General features: G+C 62.6%; 20 protein-coding genes. 14 read left to right on the forward strand and 6 right to left on the reverse strand.

Features of this window, described 5'->3' with window-relative positions; all coding sequences use genetic code 11:
• Positions 1-32: 32 nt before the first annotated feature.
• The 4 genes from speA to M5G17_RS04410 form a co-directional block, all read right to left on the reverse strand.
• A complete protein-coding gene (gene speA / locus M5G17_RS04395) occupies positions 33-1946 on the reverse strand; it encodes an arginine decarboxylase (RefSeq protein WP_130262943.1) in 1914 nt (637 codons plus the stop codon).
• Positions 1947-2099: 153 nt separating this feature from the next.
• Entirely contained in the window at positions 2100-2471 is a 372-nt protein-coding gene (locus M5G17_RS04400; protein ID WP_130262942.1) for a translation initiation factor Sui1, read from the reverse strand.
• A gap of 193 nt (positions 2472-2664) precedes the next feature.
• Complete coding sequence (locus M5G17_RS04405) at positions 2665-3201, reverse strand: NUDIX hydrolase (protein ID WP_273891800.1); 537 nt, start codon at positions 3199-3201, stop codon at positions 2665-2667.
• Between the two features lie 4 nt (positions 3202-3205).
• Positions 3206-4279, reverse strand: a complete 1074-nt coding sequence (locus tag M5G17_RS04410) for a DUF2333 family protein (protein WP_273891801.1) — start codon at positions 4277-4279, stop codon at positions 3206-3208.
• Between the two features lie 283 nt (positions 4280-4562).
• Between M5G17_RS04410 and M5G17_RS04415 the strand changes: the two genes are divergently transcribed.
• From M5G17_RS04415 to M5G17_RS04480, 14 genes are all read left to right on the forward strand, one after another.
• On the forward strand, positions 4563-6179 hold the full coding sequence (locus M5G17_RS04415; protein ID WP_273891802.1) for a response regulator: 1617 nt from the start codon (positions 4563-4565) through the stop codon (positions 6177-6179).
• Positions 6180-7469: 1290 nt separating this feature from the next.
• A complete protein-coding gene (locus M5G17_RS27535) occupies positions 7470-8249 on the forward strand; it encodes a methyl-accepting chemotaxis protein (RefSeq protein WP_420793607.1) in 780 nt (259 codons plus the stop codon).
• A 126-nt stretch (positions 8250-8375) separates the two neighbouring features.
• Positions 8376-10154, forward strand: coding sequence for a protein-disulfide reductase DsbD (locus M5G17_RS04425; protein ID WP_273891889.1), 1779 nt, complete (start codon positions 8376-8378; stop codon positions 10152-10154).
• A 171-nt stretch (positions 10155-10325) separates the two neighbouring features.
• Positions 10326-10778, forward strand: a complete 453-nt coding sequence (aroQ, locus tag M5G17_RS04430; RefSeq protein ID WP_273891805.1) for a type II 3-dehydroquinate dehydratase — start codon at positions 10326-10328, stop codon at positions 10776-10778.
• A gap of 99 nt (positions 10779-10877) precedes the next feature.
• The gene (gene accB / locus M5G17_RS04435; RefSeq protein ID WP_273891806.1) at positions 10878-11336 is read left to right on the forward strand and encodes an acetyl-CoA carboxylase biotin carboxyl carrier protein; all 459 of its coding nucleotides are present in this window, start codon (positions 10878-10880) and stop codon (positions 11334-11336) included.
• A gap of 17 nt (positions 11337-11353) precedes the next feature.
• Positions 11354-12709 carry an acetyl-CoA carboxylase biotin carboxylase subunit gene (gene accC / locus M5G17_RS04440; RefSeq protein ID WP_130262936.1) on the forward strand — a complete coding sequence of 452 codons (1356 nt, stop codon included), beginning with the start codon at positions 11354-11356 and terminating at the stop codon, positions 12707-12709.
• 152 nt (positions 12710-12861) lie between these two features.
• Positions 12862-13740, forward strand: coding sequence for a 50S ribosomal protein L11 methyltransferase (prmA, locus tag M5G17_RS04445; RefSeq protein ID WP_273891807.1), 879 nt, complete (start codon positions 12862-12864; stop codon positions 13738-13740).
• A gap of 40 nt (positions 13741-13780) precedes the next feature.
• Positions 13781-15046 (forward strand): DUF3426 domain-containing protein, encoded by a 1266-nt coding sequence (locus M5G17_RS04450; protein WP_273891809.1) that lies wholly within the window; start codon positions 13781-13783, stop codon positions 15044-15046.
• Positions 15047-15234: 188 nt separating this feature from the next.
• A complete protein-coding gene (gene dusB, locus M5G17_RS04455) occupies positions 15235-16248 on the forward strand; it encodes a tRNA dihydrouridine synthase DusB (RefSeq protein WP_130262933.1) in 1014 nt (337 codons plus the stop codon).
• On the forward strand, positions 16245-16565 hold the full coding sequence (gene fis / locus M5G17_RS04460) for a DNA-binding transcriptional regulator Fis (protein ID WP_003186237.1): 321 nt from the start codon (positions 16245-16247) through the stop codon (positions 16563-16565). Before dusB ends, fis begins: the two co-directional genes overlap by 4 nt.
• 79 nt (positions 16566-16644) lie before the next feature.
• A complete protein-coding gene (gene purH / locus M5G17_RS04465; protein ID WP_273891810.1) occupies positions 16645-18252 on the forward strand; it encodes a bifunctional phosphoribosylaminoimidazolecarboxamide formyltransferase/IMP cyclohydrolase in 1608 nt (535 codons plus the stop codon).
• A gap of 145 nt (positions 18253-18397) precedes the next feature.
• Entirely contained in the window at positions 18398-19693 is a 1296-nt protein-coding gene (gene purD, locus M5G17_RS04470; protein ID WP_273891811.1) for a phosphoribosylamine--glycine ligase, read from the forward strand.
• A gap of 135 nt (positions 19694-19828) precedes the next feature.
• Positions 19829-22600, forward strand: coding sequence for a hybrid sensor histidine kinase/response regulator (locus M5G17_RS04475; protein ID WP_273891812.1), 2772 nt, complete (start codon positions 19829-19831; stop codon positions 22598-22600).
• 44 nt (positions 22601-22644) lie between these two features.
• The gene (locus M5G17_RS04480) at positions 22645-23241 is read left to right on the forward strand and encodes a MarC family protein (RefSeq protein ID WP_130262929.1); all 597 of its coding nucleotides are present in this window, start codon (positions 22645-22647) and stop codon (positions 23239-23241) included.
• Here M5G17_RS04480 and M5G17_RS04485 read toward each other — a convergent pair.
• Together M5G17_RS04485 and M5G17_RS04490 are read right to left on the reverse strand one after the other, a co-directional pair.
• Positions 23238-23861: a hypothetical protein gene (locus M5G17_RS04485; protein ID WP_273891814.1), complete on the reverse strand. Its 624-nt coding sequence runs from the start codon at positions 23859-23861 to the stop codon at positions 23238-23240. The genes M5G17_RS04480 and M5G17_RS04485 overlap by 4 nt on opposite strands.
• Entirely contained in the window at positions 23854-24537 is a 684-nt protein-coding gene (locus M5G17_RS04490) for a hypothetical protein (protein WP_273891815.1), read from the reverse strand. Before M5G17_RS04490 ends, M5G17_RS04485 begins: the two co-directional genes overlap by 8 nt.
• Positions 24538-24556 lie beyond the last annotated feature (19 nt).

Below are 24556 nucleotides of genomic sequence, written 5' to 3' on the forward strand. Positions count from 1 at the left end.
CAATGTGGGAGCGGGCTTGCCCCGCGATGGCATCAGCTCGACAGGTAAGACGAGCGGGTCAGCCCCAGACGCAGCGCATCAAGGAACTGGGTCTTTTCACGGGCCGTGATCTTGGCGCTGGCGCACTTGTCGCGGTAGTGCGTCATCAACTCCTCCGGCGACAAGTGCACGTAGCGCAGCATGTCTTCGATGGTGTCGTGGGTCTCGATCCCGGCGTGGTACACGCTGCCGTTCGGGTTCTGGTAGATGTTCACCGAGTCGGTGTCACCAAACAGGTTGTGCATGTCACCGAGGATTTCCTGGTAGGCACCGACCAGGAAGATCCCCAGCAGGTAGTCCTCACCCTCGTTGATGGCGTGCACCGGCAGGCTGGTCTCAATGCTCTGCTCGTCGACGTACTGATTGATCTTGCCGTCCGAGTCGCAGGTCAAATCTTGCAGCACGGCGCGGCGCAGCGGCTCTTCGTCCAGCCGGTGCAACGGCAGGATCGGCAGGACCTGGCCGATCGCCCAGGTATCGGGCAGGCTCTGGAACACCGAGAAGTTGCAAATGTACTTGTCGGCCAGCTTGTCGTTGAGTTCGTCGAGCACCTGGCGGTGCGAGCGCTGACGGGCCTTGAGCGAGTTGTGCAGGCGCCGGCAAACGGCAAAGTAGCACTGCTCGGCCAGGGCTTTCTCGGCCAGGGTGATCTTGCCGTCGGCGTACTGGGCAGCCACGTCACTCATATAATGAGTGGCGCGCCAGTAGGTCTCGGTGACCATCTCGATATCGGTCGGGCCCAAGAGGTCAACCAGCCACTGTACGGTCTCGGGCAGGCTTTGCTTGTTATCGATCACCGGTACTTCGTCGTTGTGCTTCTCGACGTCGGTCACCTGTACCACCAGCATGGCATGGTGCGCGGTCAGCGCACGGCCGCTCTCGGAGAAGATGTGCGGATGCGGCAGGCCCTGGGCATCGCAGAACTCCTTGAGCATGCCAACCACGACACCGGCGTAGTCGTCCATATCGTAGTTGATCGAGCTGGCGTTACGCGAGTGGGTACCGTCATAGTCCACGCCCAGGCCGCCGCCGACGTCGATATGATCGACCGGCAGGCCCAGTGCACGCAGTTCGCCGTAATAACGGATGGCTTCCTTGAAGCCGTGCTGGTAGTCGGCCAGGTTGGCGATCTGCGAGCCCATGTGGAAGTGCAGCAGGCGGATGCCCTGGTCCAGGCCAGCATCGCGGAAACGCTGAACCACCGAAATCAGTTGCGCCGCCGACAGGCCGAACTTGGATTTCTCGCCCCCGGTATCGGCCCACTTGCTCGACGCCAACGACGACAGGCGCACGCGCAGGCCGACCTGCGGCTTGACCTTGAGCTCGGCTGCCTCCTCGATCACCAGAGCCACTTCCGACTCTTTCTCGATGACGATGAAAACGTTGTGCCCCAGCTTCTGGCCCATCAATGCCAGGCGGATGAACTCGCGGTCCTTGTAACCGTTGCAGACGATGGTGCCGCCCTTCGGCGCCAGCGCCAGCACGGCCAGCAGCTCGGGCTTGGAGCCCGCTTCCAGGCCAATGGAGACGTTCTGGGTGGCGATGATGTTCTCGACCACCGCTTCTTGCTGGTTGACCTTGATCGGGTACAGGGCGGTGTACTGGCTCTGGTACTCCAGGCGCGCGATGTTGGCATCGAAGGCGCCGGTCAGCTGGCGCACGCGGTCCTGGAGGATGTCCGGGAAACGTACCAGCAGCGGCAGCGACAGGCCGCTCTTGCGCAACTCGTCTACCTGTTCGAACAGGTCGATCGGCGCACTGCCTGGCCCGTTCGGGCGGACTTCGACGCGCCCGGCCTCGTTGATTGCGAAGTAACCGGCCCCCCAATGGCGAATGCCGTAAACACTGCGGCTGTCCGCAACTGTCCATTGGCTGCCATCGTCTTTGCGTGTGCGTCGTACGGACATTGAAGTCCCCTATATAGAAAGTCGAATAACACCGGCCGGCATGGGGCGGGCGCAGTGTAAAACCTGAAAGTGACGATTATCCGTGCTCAGGGATAGACCCTGACGACGGGAACGAGTTTAGAAAGCCAATGGCAAAAAATCGCGTTGCAGCGTTCAGCCGCCGGATTTTTTCGCTTTGAAGCCCTGTTTGATCAACTCGGCCAGTAACAGCTCGACATGATCGCCCTGGATTTCGATGACCCCGTCTTTCAACGCGCCGCCGGTTCCACAGCGACGCTTGAGCGTGCCGGCCAGATCCTTGAGCTGTTCCAGGGGCAGCGGCACGCCGCTGATGGTCGTCACCGTCTTGCCGCCACGGCCCTTGCTTTCGCGACGCACGCGAGCAATGCCATCGCCTTCGGGGATGAGCGTCTGTTTGCAGATGCAGGCATCTATGGGTTTGCTGCAGTCCGGGCAATGCCGACCTGCATCGGTGGAGAACACCAGGCCACCCAGGGCGGCGAATGATGCGGCTTTCTTGGCCACTTTTGATCCTCTACGGTGAGGATAAAAACTGGTCGACGCCCCTGGCGGGGTACCGACCGCGAAGCCCCACTCTGGCAGGGGCAGCGCAACTGCCGCATGAAGCGTGCGGCAGCCTTAAAGGCCGCGCAGTGTAACGATAAATGTCGCGAATGCTAAGTACAAAACTGCGCCATTTTGCATGTGATTTGCGACGTCAGGCTCGACGGTCGATGTAGCGTTGCAAAGCCGCCAGCGAATCGGGGCAATACGGCTGTTGCCGGCTGTCGGCCAAGGCTTGTTCGACGGGGATGAAGCGCGCCTCGCTGACCTCTTCGGGCTGCAGGCGCAAAGGCCCGTCCCAGACCGCCGAGAACACCGCGCACCAGAGCCGGTTGCCCGGCTGGTCAAAGAAAAAGCACTCGTGGGCGGTGAGCTCGACCCCGCTTACCCCAAGCTCTTCTTCCAGTTCGCGGGCTGCCGATTCGGCAAAGCTCTCATTCGCTTGCACCATGCCACCGGCCGCCACGTCCCAGTACCCCGGGTAGATCGCCTTGCTTTCGGTACGCCGGTGTACACACAGCTCACCGGCGTAGTTGAACAGCAGGATGTAGGTACCACGTCCGATCAGGCCGCGTTCGCGCAGTTCGGCACGGGGCAAGGCGCCGAGCAACTGATCGTTCTCGTCGACCCAGGCAATCCGTTCGAGGTCGGAGGCGGCGCGGTGCGCCGCCTCCTGCTTGGAGATGGCCACCGGATCAGCCCTGGGTCAGCAGTTGACGCAGGTCGATCACCGCAGCGTTGGCCCGCGAGATGTAGTTGGCCATGACCAGCGAATGGTTGGCCCACATGCCGAAACCGCTGCCGTTGAGCACCATCGGGCTCCACAGAGGCTCCTGCGAGGCTTCCAGCTCACGGATGATCTGCCGCACGCTGACCGTGGCGTTCTTCTTCGCCAGCACGTCGGCGAAGTCGACCTCGATGGCGCGCAGCAGGTGCGACAGCGCCCAAGCCTGGCCGCGGGCTTCGTAGAAGACGTTATCGATCTGCAGCCATGGGGTTTCGACCACCTCCTCGTCAAGCTGCGGCACTTGCCCCGGGACCACCGACTCGGTCTTCAAGGTGCTGTTGAGCTTGACCCGACCAACACTGGCCGACAGCCGCTGCGACAGCGAGCCCAGGCGAGTGGCGACGTCGCCCAGCCAGTTGTTGAGGTTGTCGGCGCGGGTGTAGAACAGCGCGCCCTGCTGTTCCGGCGAGGCCAGGCGGTTCTGGTAGCGGGTCAGCGAATTGATGCCTTCCTGGAACTCGGATTCGCTCGACGGCAGGATCCAGCTCTTGTTGTCGAAGTTGAAGCGCGGCTCGGCCTTGGCCAGGTCAGCGTCTTCGGTGGACTGCGACTGCGAGCGGGCAAAATCCTTGCGCAGGGCGCGGCTCAGATCGCGCACCTGGACCAGCACGCCGTATTCCCAACTGGGCATGTTGTCCATCCACAGGCCTGGCGGGAAACGGTCGTTGGAAATGTAGCCGCCGGGCTTGTTGAGCAGCGTACCGGCCACGGTCTTGAGGGTTTCGATGGTGGTGTAGCCGACCACCATCTGCTTGCCGGTTTTTTCTGCGGCGGCCTGGGCGTTCTGCTGCACCGGGAACAGATCGGGCTCTTCGCTCCAGTACCAACCCAGGCCCGCGCACACCAGCAGGTACAGGCCGATCAGCGAGCCCAGGGCGCGGCTGAACAGCAACCCGCCGAAGTAGCTGCGGGTAGCGGCGGTGCGCGGCTCGACCCGCTCACGCGCCTCGGCTTTGCCTGTACGGTTTTTCCAGTCCAGCATGGCGTTGTCCTTTGAGTCACGTCGGTTCAAGGGGTTCGACCGCAGCCCCCGGGCTTCGTGCCAGCGCGATGGGCTTTTTGTGCCCAGCGCCACCTGCCGGGGTCGGCAAGTATCGCTGCACTATAAATCAAGCCAGCAGGATCGCATAAGCGACTCTTGAGTCAGCAATTGAATAAACAGACTTGTACAGTTAATTGATACAAGGCACTCGATTGCCAGGAAAGTGGTGCTAGCATAGAGCCATCACTCGAACTCAGCCTCACCCCTTATAAGTAGTCAGGACATGACCGAGCCAGAAGACCCGAATCGTGAGCGCCTCAAGCAACACTTTGCCCAACGGGTCATTCATCAGGCCCGGCAAATCCTCGAGATCTGGCAGCGCCTGCAGCGCAGCGAGTGGTCGACTGGCGACCTCGGCGAGCTGTGCGAAGCCAACCTGCGCCTGCAACGCTATGCCGAACGCTTCGAGCAACCCGAGCACAGCCAACTGGCCGAAGCCATCGGCCAGGCCCTGAATGCGGTCGAGGCCAACAGCGCACGCCTGAGCAGCCAACTGATCAGTGAACTCAACCGGCTGATGCAGCGCCTGTCGCGCACTGGCCTGCGCCAGGGCGACCAACTTGAACAAGTGCCACTGCCGCCCTTGCGCAAGCCGGTGTACATCATGCTTCAGGACCACGACCGTGCCGAGCGCCTGACCCAGCAGCTGGAGTTTTTCGGTCTGGGTGTACAAGCCTTGTACAGCGCCGCCGCATTCCAGGCGACCATGAGCGAGCGACTGCCCTCGGCAATCGTCATGGACGTCGACTTCACCGGCCCCGGTGTCGGCTTGCAACTGGCCGCGCAGGCCCAACAGGGGCTTGAACAGCGCATACCTTTGCTGTTCTTCAGCCTGCACGAAACCGACACCCCGACCCGCCTGGCCGCCGTACGTGCGGGCGGCCAGGAGTTCCTCACCGGCACCCTGGAAGCCTCGAGCCTGCTGGAAAAAGTCGAGCTGCTGACCAGCGTCACCCAGTACGAACCCTTCAAAGTGCTGATCATTGACGATTCGCGGGCCCAGGCCCTGCACACCGAACGCCTGCTCAACAGCGCCGGGATCGTCACCCGGACCCTGACCGACCCGATACAGACCATGGCCGAGCTCGCCGACTTTCAGCCCGACCTGATCATCCTCGACATGTATATGCCGGCCTGCAACGGCACCGAGCTGGCCAAGGTGATCCGTCACAATGACCGCTATGTCAGCGTGCCGATCATTTACCTGTCGGCCGAAGACGACCTCGACAAACAGCTCGATGCCATGAGCGAGGGCGGTGATGACTTTTTAACCAAGCCGATACGCTCGCGCCACTTGATCACCACCGTGCGCAACCGCGCCGCGCGTGCGCGCAACCTCAAGGCACGCATGGTCCGCGACAGCCTGACCGGGCTGTACAACCACACTCACATCCTGCAACTGCTGGAGGACTGCAGCTTTCGTGCGCGTCGCGAAGAGCAGCCTCTGAGCTTCGCCATGCTCGATATCGACCATTTCAAGAAGGTCAACGACAGCCACGGCCACCCCATGGGCGACCGGGTGATCAAGAGCCTGGCACTGTTCCTCAAGCAGCGCCTGCGCAAGACTGACTTCATTGGCCGCTACGGTGGTGAAGAATTTGCCATCGTCATGCCCAACACTGACCTGGGCGCAGCGCACAAGGTGCTCGACGAGATCCGTCGACGCTTTGCCGAAATCCACTACCCGGCCCAGCCACGTGACCTGTCGTGCACCTTCAGCGCCGGCGTGGTGCAACTGAGCGAAGGCCTGGATGCCCTGAGCATGGCCACCGCTGCCGACGAGGCGCTGTACCGGGCCAAAGGCGCCGGACGTAACTGCGTACAACGGGTGGACGCGTAAAGGCCAAGTGCCAGCTTTTTTCAGCAATTGACCTACCTCGTCATAACCCGGTCATGAAAACGCAATAACTTCAGGCGCTTACCATTCGGCCGTTGGTAGACACCGGACATGCGCCTGAAGCTGCTCACCAATTTCAATACCCTGTTACTGGTCACCGTGTGCATCGCTCTGGGTGCGACCCTGTGGTGGTCGCAGCGCGCTCTTGAGCGCCCCTATCAATTGATGGAGCGCTACCTTGCGCTGTCGCAGCAGTTCCAGAACCAGGCAGCGCGCAATATCCAGGACTACCTGAGCAGCGGCGACGCCCTGCGCCACGCCACGGCCGTACAGGCCACGGCTGCCCTTGAAGGCGAGCTCAAGCAACTGCCAACGACGCTAGCTGCATCCCTGCGCCCGAGCCTGGAAAACCTGCAGCGCTTCACCGGCAATGAACTGCTCGGCGCCGGCAAGCTGGCCGGTGATCCCCAGGCCCTGCTGCTGCAGGCAGAACGCGAGTTGGGCGCCAGCCTCGAACAACTGGCCAGCTATGCCCAGAGCAGTACCAGCACTAACGCCGCAGCTTATGCTCCAGCGCTGTTCAGCGCGTCATTGCACCTGTCCCGCCTATCGCTTGCCCGGGACAAGCTGGTCAGCAGCGGACGCAGCGAACTGGCCGATGAAGTCGAGCGTGAGCTGCAACAGATCGCCGCCCAGGCTCAGGTACTTGAGCAACTGCCCCTGCTCGGGGTGACGGCTGCCAGCGAATCCAGCGCCGATGACTTTGCCGCACTGATGGGCCTGGAAGCCCAGGCCAGCACCGCCGCTGAAGACCAGGGCATTGCCCTCAAGCGCGAACTCAACAGCCTGATCAAACGCTACCCCGGCGAATTGCAACGCACCCGGGAGCAGATCAAGCAACGCGCCGAGCTGGCCGCCAGCACCCATGAACGCATCGCTGCCGTGCAGCAGGCCATCGCCGAGCTCGAACCGGGCGTACGCAGCCAGCACGCCACTATCCAAGGTGAGGTGCGCGTTATTCAGGGCTTGATGATCGGCCTGATCCTGCTCATCGCCCTGCTCATCGATACCCTGCAGCGGCGCTTGGCCCGGGCCTTGAGCAACCTCGCGCCGGCCCTGTCGCGCTGGGCCGAGGGTGACTTCAGCCAGGTAATCGCCCTGGGCAGGAGCAACCGTGAGATGCACGACATCCAGGATTCGCTCAACCGCCTGCGGGTCTATCTGGTCGAACTGGTCGGCACCCTGCGCCACAACGCAGAGCAGGTCGCCGACAGCAGCCACGCCCTGGCGGGCATGAGCAGCGCCCTGCACGACGGCGCTGAACGCCAGGCCGGCGATACCGCACAGATCCGCGACGCCCTGGGCGAACTGGAAGCCACCATCCTCCAGGTAGCCGGCGATGCCAGCCAGGCTGCCGACGCCAGCCATGATGCCGGACGGGCGGTGAAGCAAGGCCAGGCAGTGATCGGTCAGAGCCTGGCAGGGCTGCGGGCGCTGGTCGATGAGGTGCAAGGCAACGCGCAGATGATCGAGCAACTGGCTGAAGAGTCGGCGACCATTGGCGGTGTGTTGACAGTGATCCGTTCGATTGCCGAACAGACCAACCTGCTGGCCCTGAATGCCGCGATCGAAGCGGCGCGGGCCGGGGAGATGGGCCGCGGTTTTGCCGTGGTCGCAGAAGAAGTACGCTCACTGGCCCAGCGTACCACCGGCGCCACTGGCGAGATCCAGACCCTGATCGGGCGCTTGCAGCAGGCGGCGCGCGACTCGGTTGAAGGCATGCGCACCCAGCTTGAACATGCCGAAGCCACCGCTGATCAGGCCCAGGCGGCTGACGGTGCACTGGATGAGATTGTCGCGGCGATCCAGACCATCTCCGCCACCGCCGTACGCATTGCCGATGTCACCGCCCAGCAAAGCGGCGCGGTGAGCGAGATTCGCGATCACAGCGAGCGGATTCATGACCTGGGTGAAGACAACCTGCAGCGCATTGGTGAAGGTCGTGAGCAGGGTGAACAGTTGCTTCGGCTTGGCGGGGAGTTGAATACGGCGGTGCGGGCGTTTCGCCTGTGAGAATGTGTCGCGGCCATCGCCTGTAGGAGCGGGCTTGCCCCGCGATCCGGGCACTCCAATCGCGGGGCAAGCCCGCTCCTACAAAAGTCCGTTATCATGCAGGCACTTTTGCACAGCGAGATCGTCATGCGCCGCCTGCTTTGCCTCCTGTTTCTGGTACTGGCCTTGCCCGCCGTCGGCGCCGGCCTGCTCGACAATCGCCCCAGTGCCACGCTGGGCGCCGCGTCGCTGAGCAACAGCGCCGAGTTCCTGCCGGTGCACGAAGCCTTCAAGCTGAGCCTGGTGCAGGATGAGGGGCAAACCCTGAAGCTGCGTTTCGTCGCCGCCGACGGTTACTACCTGTACCGCCACCGCTTCCAGTTTCGCAGCGAACCTGCCGACATCGCCCTGGGCTCGGCGCAGATCCCGCCCGGTGAAGCCAAGCACGATGAGTTCTTTGGTGACGTCGAGGTCTACCACGGCATCCTCGACATCGAGATTCCCCGCCCGGCCAACGAACCACGCGCCTACACCCTGCTGGTCGGCTACCAGGGCTGCGCCGACAAGGGGCTGTGCTACCCACCAGAAACCGCACGCCTGAGCATCGACGGCGTCGCCGGCAAGTCGCCAGCAAGCGCCGAGACCGGCTGGGACTGGAAAAGCCTGCTGCTGTTTTTCCTCGCCGGCGTCGGCCTGACCTTCACCCCTTGCGTGCTGCCCATGCTGCCGATCCTCTCCGGCGTCGTCTTGCGCGGCCAGGTTGGCGGCCTGCGCGGCTTCGCCCTGTCGCTGGCCTATGTGCTGCCAATGGCCGCCTGTTTCGCCCTGCTCGGCGCCTTGATGGGCCTGTTCGGCGCCGGCCTGAACCTGCAGGCGCGCCTGCAATCGGCCTGGGTGCTGGTGCCGTTCGCGCTGTTCTTCGTACTGTTCGCCCTGGCCATGTTCGGCCTGTTCGAGCTCAAACTGCCTCACGCGCTCAGCAGCCGTCTGGAGCGTCTGGTTGGCCAGACCAAAGGCGGCTCGCTGATCGGTGCGGCAATCCTCGGGGTGTTCTCCAGCCTGTTGGTGTCGCCGTGCGTGTCGGCACCTCTGGCCGGCGCCTTGCTGTACATCAGCGCCAGTGGAGATGCCTTGGGCGGTGCGCTGAAACTGTTCGCCCTGGGCCTGGGCATGGGCGCACCACTGCTGCTGATTGCCACCGGTGGCGCGGCCTGGCTGCCGAAAAGCGGGCCGTGGCTGGTGACGGTGAAAAACGCCATCGGTGTGCTGTTGCTCGGCCTGGCCATCGGCCTGCTCAGCCGCGTGTTGCCGGGCCAGGTCACGCTGTTGCTGGTCGGCCTGCTGGCGGCCGGTACCGCCGTGTTCCTTGGCGCCCTGGAGTTCACCGTGAAAACCAGCCTTCAGCGCCTGGCACAACTGCTGGGCCTGGCCCTGCTGTTCTATGCCCTGGCCTGCTGGTATGGCGCCCTCAGCGGCCAGAGCGATCCGCTGCGTCCGCTGCCCCAGGCAAGCAGCGCCGGCAGCACTGGCGCTACCCAGGCCGGCAGCACCAGCGACTGGCAGACCATCAGCACACCCGCAGCGCTCGATAGCGCCCTGGCCGCCGCCAAAGCTGCCGGCCAGCCGGTGCTGCTGGACTGGTACGCCGACTGGTGCATCAGTTGCAAGGTGATCGAGCACGAAGTGCTCAATGCCCCAGCCGTGCAACCGCAGCTCAAGGATTACAAGCTGCTGCGCTTCGATATCACCCAGAGCAACGCCCAGCAGCGCGCCCTGCTCGACCGCTACCAGCTGTTTGGCCCACCCGCACTGTTGTTCTTTGCCGCGAACGGCAGCGAAATCAAGGCCGATCGCCTGGTTGGCGAGATAAACGCCGGCGAATTTGCCGCACATCTGACGCGCATTCGCGCCGATCTGGGTCTATAACTTCCTCTGGCCGTTAAATAGCCGGTTTCGATGACCGAAATTAATAAATTAGTCACATATTTAGCGTGAATATCGGTCATCGTGCTGGCTACTGTCGGCAACTGGACAGTGCCTGCCGGTTTACGGCATAGTCGCCGCGCAAAGTTTCCTAAAGATAAAAAGGAACCACAGATGGCAACGCTACTGGTACTGCACGGCCCCAACCTGAACCTGCTCGGGACCCGCGAACCGGGCGTCTATGGCGCCGTGACCCTGGCCCAGATCAACCAGGATCTGGAACAGCGCGCCCGCGCCGCCGGCCATCACCTGCAGTACCTGCAAAGCAATGCCGAGTACGAATTGATCGACCGCATCCATGCTGCGCGCAGCGAAGGCGTGGATTTCATCCTGATCAATCCGGCGGCTTTTACACACACAAGTGTCGCATTACGTGACGCGTTGCTGGCGGTGAGCATCCCATTCATCGAAGTGCATCTGTCCAACGTGCACAAACGCGAACCTTTTCGCCATCACTCCTACTTTTCTGATGTCGCCGTAGGGGTGATTTGCGGCCTGGGCGCCAGCGGTTACCGCCTGGCCCTGGAGTCTGCCATGGAACACCTGGCTGCTAACGCAAAGCCCTGATGACGAGAACCTGGCCTGTAAGGCCAGGGCTCACAAGAAACGTTTGCTAACACGTTTTTATATTTACGCCCCTGACCGAACCTTGGGAGTTGCTGATTAATGGATATCCGTAAAGTCAAGAAACTGATCGAACTGCTGGAAGAGTCTGGCATCGACGAGCTGGAGATCAAGGAAGGCGAGGAATCCGTCCGGATCAGCCGTAACAGCAAGACTCCAGCCCAGCAGTACTACGCTCCGGCTCCAGTCGCTGCGCCTGTTGCCGCACCGGTCGCCGCCCCTGCTGCTGCCGCAGCGCCTGCCGAAGCCGCCGCTCCGAAGCTCAACGGCACCGTTGCCCGTTCGCCAATGGTCGGTACCTTCTACCGCAAAGCCTCGCCTACTTCGCCCTCCTTCGTTGAAGTCGGCCAGACCGTGAAGAAAGGCGACACCCTGTGCATCGTCGAAGCCATGAAGATGATGAACCACATCGAAGCTGAAACCAGCGGTGTGATCGAATCCATCCTGGTAGAAGACGGTCAGCCGGTTGAGTTCGACCAGCCGCTGTTCACCATCGTTTGACCTGCGGAGAGCCAACGATGTCTGCGAAGCTGGAAAAAGTCCTGATTGCCAACCGCGGGGAAATTGCCCTGCGGATCCTGCGTGCCTGTAAAGAGCTGGGCATCAAGACCGTCGCCGTACACTCCACGGCTGACCGCGAACTGATGCACCTGGGCCTGGCCGACGAATCGGTGTGCATTGGCCCGGCTTCGGCCAGCCAGTCCTACCTGCACATCCCGGCGATCATCGCCGCAGCTGAAGTGACCGGCGCTACCGCCATTCACCCAGGCTACGGTTTCCTTGCGGAAAACGCCGATTTCGCCGAGCAGGTCGAGAACTCCGGCTTTGCCTTCATTGGCCCGAAAGCCGACACCATTCGCCTGATGGGCGACAAGGTTTCGGCCAAGGACGCGATGATCAAAGCCGGCGTTCCTACCGTACCGGGCTCCGACGGCCCGCTGCCCGAAGACGAAGAAGAAGCCCTGCGCATTGGCCGTGAAGTCGGCTATCCGGTGATCATCAAGGCCGCCGGTGGCGGTGGTGGTCGCGGCATGCGCGTGGTGCACAAGGAAGAAGACCTGATCGCTTCGGCCATCCTGACCCGCAGCGAAGCTGGCGCGGCCTTCGGCAACCCGATGGTCTACCTCGAGAAGTTCCTGACCAACCCACGTCACGTGGAAGTTCAGGTCCTGTCCGACGGCCAGGGCAACGCCGTGCACCTGGGTGACCGTGACTGCTCGCTGCAGCGCCGCCACCAGAAGGTACTGGAAGAAGCACCGGCCCCGGGCATCGACGAGAAGGCTCGCCAGGAAGTCTTCGCGCGCTGCGTCAAGGCGTGTATCGACATCGGCTATCGTGGCGCTGGCACCTTTGAGTTCCTCTATGAAAACGGTGCGTTCTACTTTATCGAAATGAACACCCGTGTTCAGGTCGAGCACCCGGTTTCGGAGATGGTCACTGGTATCGACATCGTCAAGGAGATGCTCAGCATCGCCGCTGGCAACAAGCTGTCGTTCAGCCAGGATGACGTGGTGATTCGCGGTCACTCGCTGGAGTGCCGGATCAACGCCGAAGACCCGAAGAAGTTCATCCCGAGCCCAGGCACGGTCAAGCACTTCCACGCCCCGGGCGGCAACGGCGTGCGCGTCGATTCGCACCTGTACAGTGGTTATGCGGTACCGCCGAACTACGACTCGCTGATCGGCAAGCTGATCACCTACGGCAAGGACCGCGACGAAGCCATGGCGCGCATGCGCAATGCCCTGGATGAAATCGTCGTCGACGGTATCAAGACCAACATCCCGCTGCACCGCGACCTGGTGCGTGATGAAGGTTTCTGCAAAGGTGGCGTCAACATTCACTATCTGGAACACAAACTGGCTAACCAGGAGTGATTCGGCAGTGAAGTGAAAAAGACCCCGGTCCTGTGACCGGGGTCTTTTTTTTGGCCTACAGTGGGATCCCACAAAACCCTCGTACTCAAGTAAACTGGCGGGCTTCTCGCAGCCTCGGGCTGCCCCTGTAGATTTTTCCAAAGGTGCCCGCCATGCCTTGGCTGCAAGTACGTCTGGCCATCAGCCCGGAACAAGCCGAAACCTATGAAGATGCCCTGCTCGAAGTAGGCGCCGTTTCGGTCACCTTCATGGATGCCGAAGATCAGCCGATCTTCGAACCGGACCTCAACACCACCCCGCTGTGGTCGCATACCCACTTGCTGGCGTTGTTCGAAGCCGACACCGATGCCAGCGCGGTGTTCGCCCACCTGCAACTGCTGACCGGCGCCGCGCTGCCGGAGCACCAGGCTGAAGTCATCGAAGACCAGGACTGGGAACGCAGCTGGATGGACAATTTCCAGCCGATGCGTTTCGGCCAGCGCCTGTGGATCGTGCCAAGCTGGCATGTGGCGCCCGAGCCTGAGGCGGTCAACCTGCTGCTCGATCCGGGCCTGGCCTTCGGCACCGGTACCCACCCGACCACCGCCTTGTGCCTGGAGTGGCTCGACGGCCAGGAACTCAAAGATACCCAGGTGCTCGATTTCGGTTGCGGCTCGGGCATCCTCGCCATCGCCGCGCTGCTGCTCGGCGCCCGCGAAGCGGTCGGTACCGACATCGACGTGCAGGCCCTGGAAGCCTCGCGCGACAACGCCGGACGCAATGGCATCGCCGACGAGAAATTCGCCCTGTACCTGCCCGAGCACATGCCGGCCATGCAGGCCGACGTGCTGGTCGCCAACATCCTGGCCGGCCCACTGGTCTCGCTGGCCCCGCAACTGTCCGCGCTGGTGCGTCCGGGTGGCCTGCTGGCACTGTCGGGGATTCTCGCAGAGCAAGGCGATGAAGTCGCCGCGGCCTACGCCAAGGACTTCGACCTGGACCCGATCGCGGTACGCGATGGCTGGGTACGCATCAGTGGTCGACGCCGCTAAGTGCGCCTAGAATAACCTTCTGCATAACCCGGACCGCCGCATGACCGACAGTTTCGTCACCCAGTGCCCGCATTGCCAGACCAGCTTTCGCGTCAGCCACAATCAGTTGAGCGTGGCCCGCGGTGTGGTGCGTTGCGGCGCTTGCCTGCAAGTGTTCAACGCCGCCAAGCAACTGCTGGAGCAAAACGCGGCGCAGAACCCGCCTGCACCGCCGATGCCGGTCGAGCCGCAGGTGGCGCCTGTGCAGCCGCCCAGCCAGCATGAGTGGAGCGCTGCCGAGCTTGACCTCGACCAGCTCGACCTCGACCAGGAGCTGGCACGCCTGGAGCAGCGCGAAATCCAGCCAACCACCGAATTCAAAGCCGTCGCAGCGCGCGAAGACAGCCTCAGCGCGCACCGCGACAGCCCGGAGCAGGACGACCAGCACTGGCCCGACAGCCTGTTCAGCAGCCCGGCGGCAGAACGCGACGCACTGGCCGCCGAGCTGGACGAGCCACAACCGCCACTGATCGAACAGGAAGCCCTGGACCTTGCGCCGGCACCGGGCGAGCGCACCGAGCCGTCTTTGTCGCTCGATGTGCTCGACGACGACCTCGACGCAGTGGTGCCGCCGGCGCATTCGCTGCGCGCCGATGACGACGAACTGCCAGGCGAGCGCCTGTCCGCGCGCGAGCCTGACGACGAACTGGACAGCCCCGAACCTGAGCTGGACGAGCGTCGCGAACCTGGCCTGAGCCCGGTCAGCAGCCGTCCGGCCCGCAAGGAGCCGCTGCTCGAGCTGGTCGACGACCCGATCCAGCTGGGCTGGCAGAAACCCAAGGTCAACTGGGGCAAGCGCCTGCTGTGGATCCTGCTGATCCTGCTGGCCGCAGCAGCGCTGGCCGGCCAGTACATCTGGTATCAGTTCGACGAGTTGGCCCGCCAGGATCGCTACCGCCCCTGGTTCCAGACCCTCTGCCCGAGCGTCGGCTGCCAGGTACCGTCACGGGTCGACATTGCCCGGATCAAGAGCAGCAACCTGGTCGTGCGCAGCCACCCGGACTTCAACGGCGCCTTGATCGTCGATGCGATCATCTACAACCGTGCGCCCTTCTCCCAGCCGTTCCCGCTGCTGGAGCTGCGTTTTGCCGACCTCAATGGCCAATTGATCGCCAGCCGCCGCTTCAAGCCCACCGAGTACCTCAGCGGTGAGCTGGCCGGCAAGGGCGAAATGCCCAGCCAGACGCCAATCCACATCGCCCTGGACATCCTCGATCCGGGCCCCAAGGCGGTCAACTACAGCCTGAGCTTCCGCTCGCCGGAATAGCCCGGCCAACTGGCGCCGGGTTCTCTGACGCCAGCCGACTGGCACCTGCCCCGGCAATCAAACCTCAGGCTATAACGCCACAACTGTTCAGATTTTATCCAAATCCTTCTTTATCCGGTCACCGAGAGCGGGTATCATGCCCACCCTTTTTCGAACTCTAAGATCGGCCCCCACAACAGGGAACTCCTATGTCGGCGGTACGCATCGGCCCATACACACTGCAGAACGCCCTGATCCTCGCGCCGATGGCCGGGGTCACGGATCAGCCATTTCGTCAGCTCTGCCGACGAATGGGTGCAGGCCTGGTGGTGTCGGAGATGGTCAGCAGCGACATGAGCCTGTGGAACAGCCGCAAGTCGCGCCTGCGCATGATTCACCAGGGTGATCCCGAGCCGCGCTCGGTACAGATCGCCGGCGGTGACGCGCAGATGCTCGCGGCGGCAGCCCGGGCCAACGTCGAGGCTGGCGCGCAGATCATCGACATCAACATGGGCTGCCCGGCAAAAAAAGTCTGCAACAAGGCTGCAGGCTCTGCTTTATTGAAAGATGAGGCGCTGGTCAGCGAAATCCTCCACGCGGTGGTTGCCGCCGTGGACGTGCCGGTCACACTGAAGATCCGCACGGGGTGGGACAGGGCCAACAAGAACGGCCTGACGGTGGCGAGAATCGCCGAACAGGCCGGTATCCAGGCATTGGCTGTACATGGACGCACACGTGCCGACCTCTACACCGGCGAAGCCGAGTACGACACCATCGCGGCGATCAAACAGGCGGTGTCGATCCCGGTTTTTGCCAACGGCGATATCACTTCGCCCGAAAAGGCTCGATCGGTGCTGGATGCGACCGGAGCCGACGGCCTGTTGATTGGCCGGGCTGCCCAGGGGCGGCCATGGATCTTTCGCGAGATCGAGCATTACCTGCGTACCGGCGAGAAACTGCCGGCACCGCAGTTGGACGAAGTGGAACGAATTCTGCTGGAGCACCTGACCGCGTTGCACGCCTTTTACGGCGATGTGATGGGCGTACGTATCGCCCGCAAGCACGTCGGCTGGTACCTGGCAACGCTACCGGGCGCCAAGGAGTTTCGCGCCCGGTTCAATCGTTTGGAAGACACGCAAGCGCAGTGCGCCAACGTTCGCGGTTTCTTCAGCGAACGTGAACAGAGCCTTGAGACAGAGGACGGACAAGGGGTGGCCGCATGACGATGATGACCGAGACTTTAGTGAGTGGAACAACGCCCGTGAGCGACAACGTCAACCTGAAACAGCACCTGAATACGCCGAGCGAAGAGGGTCAGACCCTTCGCGGCAGTGTGGAAAAGGCGCTGCACAACTATTTCGCCCATCTGGAGGGCGCGGCCGTCACGGACGTGTACAACCTGGTGCTCTCGGAAGTCGAAGCGCCGTTGCTCGAAAGCGTAATGAACTACGTCAAGGGCAACCAGACCAAGGCCAGCGAGCTGCTCGGACTCAACCGCGGCACCTTGCGCAAGAAACTCAAGCAGTACGACTTGCTGTAACACGAATCCAATCCAGAAAAGGCGGCTCCCATTCGATGAGGTCGCCTTTTTTTGACTTCACCGCGTTATGGAATCTGAAATGACCGACCAGACTACCCGCCTGCCGATCCGCCGCGCCTTGATCAGCGTCTCCGACAAGACCGGGATCCTTGAATTCGCCCGTGAGCTGCAGCAGCTCGGCGTCGAGATCCTGTCCACCGGTGGCACCTTCAAGTTGCTCCAGGACAATGGCGTTGCCGCGGTGGAAGTTGCCGATTACACCGGCTTCGCCGAAATGATGGACGGCCGGGTCAAAACCCTGCACCCGAAAATCCACGGCGGCATCCTCGGCCGTCGCGGTACCGACGACGCCATCATGGCCGAGCACGGGATCAAGCCGATCGATCTGGTCGCAGTCAACCTCTACCCGTTCGAAGCCACCATCTCAAAGCCTGGCTGTGACCTGCCGACCGCCATCGAGAACATCGACATCGGCGGCCCGACCATGGTCCGCTCGGCGGCCAAGAACCACAAAGACGTCGCTATCGTGGTCAACGCCAGCGACTACGGCCAGGTGCTGGATAACCTCAAGGCCGGCGGTCTGACCTATGCCCAGCGCTTCGACCTGATGCTCAAGGCCTTCGAGCACACCGCTGCCTACGACGGCATGATCGCCAACTACATGGGCACCGTGAACCAGGCCGCTGACACCCTCAGCACTGAAAGCCGCAGCGAATTCCCGCGCACGTTCAACAGCCAGTTCATCAAGGCCCAGGAAATGCGCTACGGCGAGAACCCGCACCAGAGCGCGGCGTTCTATGTCGAGGCCAAACCGGCCGAAGCCGGCATCGCTACCGCCGTGCAGCTGCAGGGCAAAGAGCTGTCGTACAACAACGTGGCGGACACCGACGCCGCGCTGGAATGCGTGAAGAGCTTCGTCAAACCGGCCTGCGTCATCGTCAAGCACGCCAACCCGTGCGGCGTGGCGGTCAGCCCGGACGCTGAAGGCGGCATCCGCCAGGCGTACGAACTGGCCTACGCAACCGATACCGAGTCGGCCTTCGGCGGCATCATTGCCTTCAACCGCGAGCTGGACGCTGAAACCGCCAAGGCCATCGTCGAGCGTCAGTTCGTCGAAGTCATCATCGCCCCGAGCGTCAGCGACGCAGCCCGCGCTGTCGTCGCAGCCAAGGCCAACGTACGCCTGCTGACCTGCGGCGAGTGGTCGGCTGAGCGCGCCGCTGCCTGGGACTTCAAGCGCGTCACCGGTGGCCTGCTGGTGCAGAGCCGCGACATCGGCATGATCACCGCAGGCGACCTGAAAGTGGTTACCCAGCGCGCGCCGAGCGAGCAGGAAATCAACGACCTGATCTTCGCCTGGAAAGTGGCCAAGTTCGTCAAATCCAACGCCATCGTCTACGCCAAGAACCGTCAGACCATCGGTGTCGGTGCCGGCCAGATGAGCCGCGTCAACTCCGCCCGCATTGCAGCGTTCAAGGCCGAGCATGCTGGCCTGCAGGTACAGGGCGCGGTCATGGCTTCGGATGCGTTCTTCCCGTTCCGTGATGGCATCGACAACGCAGCCAAGGTCGGTATCACTGCGGTGATCCAGCCAGGTGGTTCGATGCGTGACGCCGAAGTCATCGCTGCCGCTGACGAGGCCGGCATTGCCATGGTCTTCACCGGCATGCGTCACTTCCGTCACTGATACCAGGACCTGGTGCCAGGCTCTGTGGGAGCGGGCTTGACCCGCGATTGCGATCTGTCAGTTACAGCGCATCGCGGGGCAAGCCCGCTCCCACAAGAGCCCCGCCTACCAGCATTATCCGAATTAGCTTCATCGAGGTTTTGACATGAAAGTTTTGATTATCGGTAGCGGCGGTCGTGAACACGCCCTGGCCTGGAAAGTCGCTCAGGACCCTCGGGTCGAGAAAGTCTTCGTGGCCCCAGGCAACGCCGGCACCGCCACCGAAGCCAAGTGCGAGAACGTCGACATCGACGTCAGCGCCCTGGAGCAACTGGCCGATTTCGCCGAAAAGAATGTCGCCCTGACCATCGTCGGCCCTGAAGGTCCGCTGGTTGCCGGTGTCGTCGACTTGTTCCGCAGCCGCGGCCTGGACTGCTTTGGCCCGACCAAGGGCGCTGCCCAGCTGGAAGGCTCCAAAGCGTTCACCAAGGACTTCCTGGCCCGCCACAAGATCCCGACTGCCGACTACCAGAACTTCACTGAGATCGAGCCTGCACTGGCCTATCTGCGTGAAAAAGGCGCGCCGATCGTGATCAAGGCCGACGGCCTGGCCGCCGGTAAAGGCGTGATCGTTGCCATGACCCTGGCCGAAGCCGAAGAGGCCGTACGCGACATGCTCGCTGGCAACGCCTTCGGTGACGCAGGTTCGCGCGTGGTGATCGAGGAATTCCTCGACGGCGAAGAAGCCAGCTTCATTGTCATGGTCGACGGCCACAACGTCCTGCCAATGGCCACCAGCCAGGATCACAAACGCGTTGGCGACGGCGACACCGGCCCCAACACCGGCGGCATGGGCGCTTACTCTCCAGCGCCAGTGGTCACCGCCCAAGTGCATCAGCGCGTCATGGACCTGGTGATCTGGCCAACCGTGCGCGGCATGGCTGAAGAAGGCAACGTCTACACCGGTTTCCTCTATGCAGGCCTGATGATCGACAAGGCCGGCAACCCGAAAGTCATCGAGTTCAACTGCCGCTTCGGCGACCCGGAAACCCAGCCGGTCATGCTGCGCCTGGAATCGAGCCTGGTGCTGCTGATCGAAGCGGCTTTCGCCAAGGCCCTGGACAAGGTCGAAGCACAGTGGGATCCGCGTCCGAGCCTGGGCGTGGTCCTGGCTGCCGGCGGCTACCCTGGCGACTATAGCAAAGGCGCTGCGATCAACGGCCTGGACGCTGCAGCGAAGCTGGAAGGCAAAGTCTTCCACGCCGGTACCGCACTCAAGGACGGCGTGGTGGTTGCCACCGGCGGCCGCGTACTCTGTGCCACGGCCATGGGCAGCAGCGTCGAATCCGCCCAGCAACAAGCCTACCGCCTGGCTGCCGAGATCAACTGGCAAGGCAGCTTCTACCGCAAGGACATCGGCTACCGTGCCATTGCCCGCGAGCGCGGTGAACATCAGCAGTAAAATAGCGCCAGTGGGCAGCGCCGCGGCAAGCGTCCTGCCCCCGGCTCGTCGACAGGGCCCGCCACGGGCCTTGCCTTCGGCTTGGCCCGCCGCGCATAGTTATCATCCGGCATTTAGCTAAGAAGGGATTTCGTCGTGCGTTGGCTCAGGATCGCCATTGGCCTTACCGTCAGCTTGCTGACCCTGCTCTGCTTGTTCCCGGCTGCGGCCGAACAAGGCAGTGGCTGGGCGGTTTTGCTCGACGACCAGGCCAGCCTGCATCTGAGCGACATACGTTCCGAGCGCTACCGCAACCAGTTCAGCCCCCTCGAACTCAACGAACTCAACGCCGCCACGCCCGACCAGGCGCTGTGGCTGCACTACCGCCTGGAACCCGGGCAGCAGGAAAAACTGCTGCGGGTCTTCGCCCCCGACCTGTCGCGCCTTGACCTCTATGCCCTTGAGGGCGACCGGCTGATCAAGCAGATCCACAGTGGTCGGCAGAACGACAGCGGCACCCCGTACCTGCGCAGCAGTGACCATGTGCTGGCGTTGCCCAACAGCCCGACAACCCTGGACGTCTACCTGCGCCTGGTTTCGGAGCATCAGTTGCGCCCGGCCATCAGCCTGGAGTCCGCCGCCCATGCCGCTGCCGACCAGCGCCAGCCACTGTTCTTCGGCCTGTTGTTCGGCTGCCTGCTGATGCTGATGCTGCACAACCTGATCCGCTATGCCTATTCGCGCTCCAGCACCAGCCTGGCGCTGGCGGTCTACCACGGGCTGATGCTGCTCAGTGCGCTGATCCTGCTCAACCTCAGCGGCCCCTGGTGGAGCCTCTGGCATTCGGCGCAAACACCGGCGGCCTACCTCACCGCTTTGTTGGCGTCACTGGCCGGCCTGACCTTCACCCTGCGCTTCTTCAAGCCTTGTGAACAACCGCGCCTGAGCCGCCTGCTGCAAGTGGAAATGCTGGTGGTGACGCTGTGCGGCCTGTTGCTGCTGTTCGTCGACACCCTGCCGCTGAACCTGATGACCTACGGCTTGATGGCCCTGAGCACCTTGAGCATGCTGCTGGTGGCCAGCTACCATTGGCACAAGGGCTATGCCCCGGCGCGACTGTTTGCCCTGGCCATGCTGGCGTTCAACATCGGCTGCCTGCTGGTCTTGCCGGCCCTGCTCGGCCTGACCCGCACGCCGACCCAATGGCTGTTGTTCATTCTGCTGGGGCTGACCAGCGTCAGCGGCCTGTTGCTAAACCTTGCAGTCAGTGAACGCTTGCGGCGCATCAGCGAGGAGCGCTTCAGCGCCAGCCGCGAACTGGCGGCCAGCAACGCCGAAATCAACGCCAAGGCCGAGTTTCTGGCCAAGATCAGCCATGAAATCCGCACGCCCATGAACGGCGTACTGGGCATGACTGAGCTGCTGCTCGGCACGCCGCTGTCGGTCAAGCAACGCGACTACGTGCAGACTATCCACAGCGCCGGCAACGAGCTGCTGACCCTGATCAACGAGATCCTCGACATCTCCAAGCTCGAATCCGGGCAGATCGAGCTAGACGATGTGCAGTTCGACCTCAATGCCTTGATCGAAGATTGCCTGAACATCTTCCGGGCCAAAGCCGAACAGCAGAACATCGAACTGATCAGTTTCACCCAGCCACAGGTACCGCGCGTCATCAGCGGTGACCCGACCCGCCTGCGCCAGGCCCTGTTGAGCCTGCTGGAAAACGCCCTGAAGAAGACCGACCACGGCGAGATTCTGCTGGTGGTCGCCCTCGACCAGCGCGGTGACAGCCCACGCCTGCGCATTGCCGTGCAAGACAGTGGCGAGCCGATTGCCCCGGGGGAGCGTGAAGCACTGTTGCAGGCCGAGCTGCACAGCAAGCATTTCCTCTCCAGCAACAAGCTCGGCGGCCACCTGGGGCTGGTGATTGCCAAACAGTTGATCACGCTGATGCACGGCGAATTCGGCATCAAGACCAGCCACAGCATGGGCAACACCCTGTGGATGACCCTGCCGCTAGACGCCCAGCGCCTCGAACAACCGCCTACCGATCTCGACGGCCCGCTGCGCGGCGCTCGCGTGCTGGTGGTGGACGACAACGACACGTGCCGCAAGGTCCTGGTACAGCAGTGCAGCGCCTGGGGCATGAATGTCAGCGCCGTGCCGTCGGGCAAGGAGGCCTTGGCCCTGCTGCGCACCAAGGCGCACCTGCGTGACTATTTCGACGCCGTGCTGCTCGACCAGAACATGCCCGGCATGACTGGCATGCAACTGGCCGCGAAGATCAAGGAAGACCCGAGCCTCAACCACGACATCCTGCTGATCATGCTCACCGGCATCAGCAATGCGCCGAGCAAAATCATCGCGCGCAATGCCGGAGTCAAACGCATCCTCGCCAAGCCCGTGGCCGGATACACCCTCAAGACCACCCTGGCCGAAGAGCTCGCCCAGCGCAGCAAAGGCCAACCGAGCATCCCGCTGCAGGCCAACCTGTCGACGCCGCTGAACCTGCCCAGCGACTTCCGCATTCTGGTCGCCGAAGACAACAGCATTTCGACCAAGGTCATTCGCGGCATGCTGGGCAAGCTCAGCCTGGAGCCAGACACCGCCAGCAATGGCGAAGAGGCCTTGCAGGCGATGAAGGCCAACCATTACGACCTGGTCCTGATGGACTGCGAAATGCCGGTGCTCGATGGTTTCTCGGCCACCCAGCAACTGCGCATCTGGGAAGTCAGCAACCAGCGCCGGCGCACGCCGGTGGTCGCCCTGACCGCGCACATCCTCGCCGAACACAAGGAGCGCGCGCGCCTGGCCGGCATGGATGGACACATGTCCAAGCCGGTAGAGTTGTCGCAATTGCGTGAGTTGATTGAACATTGGGTGGCACGTCGCGAAGCCCAATCAAGTCAGATTCCAACCCAGTAATTCGCATACACTTGCCTCACTCCCCTTAGACGCGAGCCTCGACCATGCTCCATGAGTTGTTCAGCGTGTACCTGAAAATGCTCGTGCTCTACAGCCCGTTCTTTGTGCTTTCCTGCTTTATCAGCCTGACCCGCGGCTACTCCAGCAAGGAGCGTAAGCAACTGGCCTGGCGTGTCGCGATCGCCGTGCTGGTGGCCAGCATCCTGCTGTACCTGTTCGGCAGAGCGATCTTCGGTATTTTCGGGATTACCGTCGACGCCTTTCGCATTGGCGCCGGCAGCGTGCTGTTCATCTCCGCGCTGGGCATGGCCCAGGGCAAATCGGCGGTGCAGACCGACAACGTCCAGCAGGACGTGACCATCGTGCCGCTGACCATCCCCCTGACGGTCGGCCCCGGCACCATCGGTGCGCTGTTGGTGATGGGGGTGGGGCAGCCGCACTGGGACGACAAACTGCTGGCCATCGTCAGTATCGCCCTGGCCAGCTTTACCGTGGGCCTGGTGTTGTACCTGTCGAACCGCATCGAGCGGATTCTCGGTGATCAGGGCTTGCAGATCGTCAGCCGGCTGATGGGGCTGTTTGTCTGCGCCCTGGCGGCGCAGATCATCTTCACCGGGATCAAGGGTTATTTGGTGCCCTAGAGCTGCAACTCGAGGATCTCCCGCACGCTGACCGCCTGCAGGCTTCGTTCTACCTTGCTTCTGAACTGTTGATCGAACAGGCGGGTGTTGAAGCGCACCAGCTCGGCCATGAATCGCTGCTGCCTGCGCTTTCTGAACAGAAAACCGGCACTGACCTGCGACTGCTCAAGCACCTCGTGATACAGCACCATGTCCACCGAGCCGTTGCTGGCCGGTGCACACGGCAACAGCTGAAACAGCCCATGCTGGCGTGTTCGTTGCTCAAAATGCAGCAAGGCCCCGGTGTCTCGCTTGAGCGCCTGCAATGCCAGCTCGGTCGACTGCGCATATTGGCTGCCAGCGACAGCCGAGATGGCCTTGAGTGCGCTATCGACTATCTCCGATCGCTCGTTACCCGGCCAATGCACCTCTCTGGGTGGTACCGCGTCCCACCCATAATATTTCAGCTTGTTCTTGTAGTAGCTGTACCAGTCTTCAACCTGGCCCTGCTCATGAACGAACTGCGTTTCCCGCTCGGCTTGCAGCACTGCCAGCGTCACCGAACCGCGCTGCGCCGGCGTCAGGCCGGGCATGAACGACATAAGGCCTGCACCAATCACTGCCGCCTGCTGGTTACTCATGATCACCTCCTTGTACATCGCCAGGGTTGGACAGGTAGAGTTGTTCTTGCTGCTTGCGCTCAATCAGCACTCGCAACTGGGCACGTCGCGGTTCGAACTGCTGCTCATCCAGCTGCGCCGACAGACCCTTGACGAGAATTTCCCCCTGCAGTGCTCCCGCAAGCAATGGCCGCTCGATGCCGACCTGCTCCAGCGCTGCCGAGGTCTGCAAGGCAATACTGCACAAGTGGACCTGCGGACCGGGCTGAACCAGGCCAATCTCCAGGGCAACCCGTGTGCCGCACGCATGCCCCTGGAAAGTAAAACTACGAAAAGCGTCCAGGCTGCTCTGCGCGCCCTGCAAGGTGGCCAGGCCTCGTTCAATGATGCTGTCGGCGCTCGCGCACTGACTGTCCAGCCACAGGCGCAACGGCTGGCTGGGCGCCAGCACCGAGCGGGCGCTTGCAGACTGAGCATCATGAAAGAACTGGGTGATGAGCCAGCCACAGGCTGACAGCTCCTTGCGGTACTGCCCATACCATGACGGATAAAGCAAAAAGCGCGACCCCACGACCTTGTTGGCGCGCAACTGGGAGTACAGCAGTGAATCGAGTACCGCCTGACGTTGCCCAGGCGGTACCCCGGGCGCGAACAGCAGCAGGGTGCCTCCGGCCGTCCATACCGAGTAGTCGTCCATTTCCATCATCCTTGTTACC

The sequence above is a fragment of the Pseudomonas rubra genome (genome assembly GCF_028656935.1).
Taxonomy (GTDB): Bacteria; Pseudomonadota; Gammaproteobacteria; order Pseudomonadales; family Pseudomonadaceae; genus Aquipseudomonas; species Aquipseudomonas rubra.